Annotated in this window: 2 protein-coding genes; both read right to left on the reverse strand. The window is 47.1% G+C overall.

The window, feature by feature from the left end; all coding sequences use genetic code 11:
* Positions 1-567, reverse strand: a 567-nt coding sequence (locus RTV33_RS10765; RefSeq protein ID WP_312644157.1) for a hypothetical protein, incomplete at its 3' end; no start/stop codon positions are given.
* 42 nt (positions 568-609) lie between these two features.
* The coding region (locus RTV33_RS10770; protein ID WP_312644159.1) for a glycoside hydrolase family 2 TIM barrel-domain containing protein at positions 610-3,229 on the reverse strand (2,620 nt) is incomplete at its 5' end.

Below are 3,229 nucleotides of genomic sequence, written 5' to 3' on the forward strand. Positions count from 1 at the left end.
GTATTCATCGGGGGTGACATCAGAACCCGGACGCACGCGCAGTGCCTCTCCTTTGTTACGCCCGATATGGTCGTCTGGATATGCAGACCATAAGCCGTCCCTGAACCAGTCCACACTTTTTACGTCACTTCGCAGGTCATAGCTAACGCCAATCTCTGAGAAATCTTTGTTTCTGGAGGGAACTGTAGTAAGCGTATATTTTGTTTCGATTCTTCCATTGTCGCTGATGGTAATATCAAAACGTATGCCTTGTGTACCAAATGCACCGTTTAGAACGATAATCGCCTGATTGTTTTCTACTTTCGCAGAAAACGGCGTTTGAGCATCTGGGGTCCACTCTCCCAGCGGCAAACCAATTACATTAAGGTTTGGACCGCCGGTAAGCAAAACATCATCTTTAAATTTTGCCTCTGTCAAACGGGCACTGCTTTTATTAAATTTAACGGAAAAATCAGTACCTGCTACGGTAACAAACTCGCCGTTTTCGGTAAGTTTTGGAGCAGTGCTGCTTGCAGCCGCGAATTCAACACTTGCCTTGCCCAGTGTTACGTTGTATTCGTCTACCATAATGCCATCGGACGTATAGAATTTTAAATTAACTACGTCACCCTACTTCCAGCTGCGAGCAGGCAGCTCCAATTCTCCTGTAGAATGCGGAGCCAAACTATCCAGTTGCTCTATCACCTGATCACTGCCGCCATTGATTGTGTAAACCAAACGTATTTCGTTTAGGTTGGTATGGTCAAACCAGTTTTTAATTTCAAGTGTAAGGGGTGCGTTACCCGGATTGCCGACATTTTCATCATTCAAACGAATGGGTGAATATGCTTTTTTTACTAAATATGCCTCGGGCTTCAGACGCATATACGCATCCAACACGCTGCCCCATTCACCGTATCCGGTCGCGCTGCCGTCCGAATGGCTTTGGTGCCTTTCGCTTGTTCCTTCAGGTATGTAAAAAACGTCGTCGACACCGCTCCAAAGTGCGCCGCCCAGCTCACCGTCAGTAGTAAACAGGCGCTCCCAAAACCGCTTGATGCTTTCGCCCCAGAAGTTGCGTACGTTGGTATCGCGTGTAAGTTCATCGCGATTGTAGCATGCAACATGCGAATATTCATCATGTAATAACGGGCGGTCAAGGTTTGCGGGAATGCCGCCATAAGGGGCCCAGCCCTGATAATCACCGTTCCATGGCGCGTAGTGGGTACTGTAAATATCGGTGTACGGTGCATTCGATGTCCAAGGATAGCTAAACATGGTAGGTCGTGTTTTATCAACATCTGCAATGTAATCGGCTTCTGTTTGGAATGCTGTAGTCCATGCGCCCCACGATTCATTGCCTAAAGACCAAATAAGGATTGATGCATGGTTTCTGTCACGCTCGACCATCTCTGTAAATTGGTCAAGATAATCTGCTACGGTGGTTTTTGGAGGGTTGTTGTCAAAGCCCTGGAAGCATACTGCTGTTTCCTCCAAAACATACATGCCCAATTCGTCGCACGCTTCAAGGAGCTGTTTGGTGGGCGGATAGTGTGAAGTACGAATGAAATTGATATTCATATTTTTATAAGTTTCAATTTCATATCTGTCTTGCTCGGGTGTTGTAGAACGGCCAAGGTCGTACGAAACATCGTGGCGGCAGGTTCCGCGCAGCTTTACTTGCTTGCCGTTAACGTAAACCATGTTTTTGTTCGTGCCGTCTGCTCCGCCAAAGGTAATCTCTCTAAAGCCGATTTTTTGGCTGTTGGTTTGAATAGTCTGCCCCCCTACCTTAAGGGTAGCGGTCATTGTATAGAGGTTTGGATGTTCTGCATCCCATAGTTTGGGTGATGCAACGGGAATTGTTAAAGTTTCAATTGATTTTCCCGCTACAACAGTAATCTCATTTTCGGCTATTACTTCTTTACCATTAGAAAGTTCAATTGCCAAGATTGCGTCTGCGTCAGCAGCTTTTTGAATCTCTGTCGTTAGTTTCAGTTCAGCGTTGGTAAAGCTGTCGTCTAGTTCTGTTTCTGCATACAAACGCTTGATGTAATCTTTGTTCAAAGCAATCAGCTGAACTTCGCGGTTGATACCGCCCATGTTGTGGTGTGCATACCAGCTGCCGATGGAGGGATTGTTCAGCTTATCTGTTACTCCAACGGTTACGGTAACAGTCTCCCCTGCTGTAACTTTATCTGTGATATCACAATCCCACGTGGTGAATCCACCGCTGTGGCTGCGCACAAATGTATCGTTAACCCATACACGTGCGTAGCTGTAAACGCCATTGAATCTCAATAATATCCGCTTTCCGTTATAATCGGACGGAATTGTTATTTCTCTTTGGTAATAGTACTCCACCTCGTTGAGGATGTCGTGCCCTTGCATGACCAGTCCGCCGGGCACCTTGATGTTCTCCCAGTTTTCATCTGTCCATGCAGAAAAATCAAAGTCCTGTCCTGCTTGTCCCGGTTTTGAACCTGCGGGCGGAGTAAATAGGAACTTCCAAGTTCCGTCCCCTGTTGGTTCATTCAGTGAGATTACCGGCTGTGCTACGCCTGAAATTTTGTCCGCTTCGGGAGGAATTTCAGGGGTTGTCCAATCATCCGACCATGGCTGATTGGCGGTTGGCTCTTCCTCTTGAGATTCGGCAATGACATTGAAGTTTGAAATAGCCGGCCAAAATTTATTAGCCGATGCACCCGAATACGGGACAATCTCTTTTGCCACTAACCGCATGTATCGTGCCTGCAGCGTTTGCCCAAGGTTTCCGCGTACAGGAGTATCGTCTGTTTTTGCCTGAAAACTGCCGTCTGTAATCACAGTTTGGTAATCGTTGGCACCCTCGGCTTTTATTAATAAATCATATTTGGTAATAAAACCGCCTTGTGTGCTCCCGTTGGTTCTGCCCGACATTTCAAACGCCTTTACGGGGTAGTTCCTTCCTAAATCCACCTCAAACCATTGCGGGCTGGCAATGTCGGCGGCGTTCCAATCCACACACCATACTGTTTTAACCGCCAAGTTTGCCGGAGGTGATGCTTTTCCGTCAATTGCTTTTTCAGGCCCTTCTCCCGCGGCAGAAGAGGAGGCTGATGCGGTCATTCTGTCTTGGGGTATATAAGTTTCGGCTGTAAGTACCCCTGAATCTTGCATTGTATCTGCTGTTGTAGCCGGAAGCTCATCTTCCGCAGAAGTTGGTTCTTCGCCCTTGTTTGCTGTTTCATCTTCGGGTGTAATCCCGCTG

This window comes from Hydrogenoanaerobacterium sp. (genome assembly GCF_032017025.1).
Classification (GTDB): Bacteria; Bacillota; Clostridia; order Oscillospirales; family Ruminococcaceae; genus Hydrogenoanaerobacterium.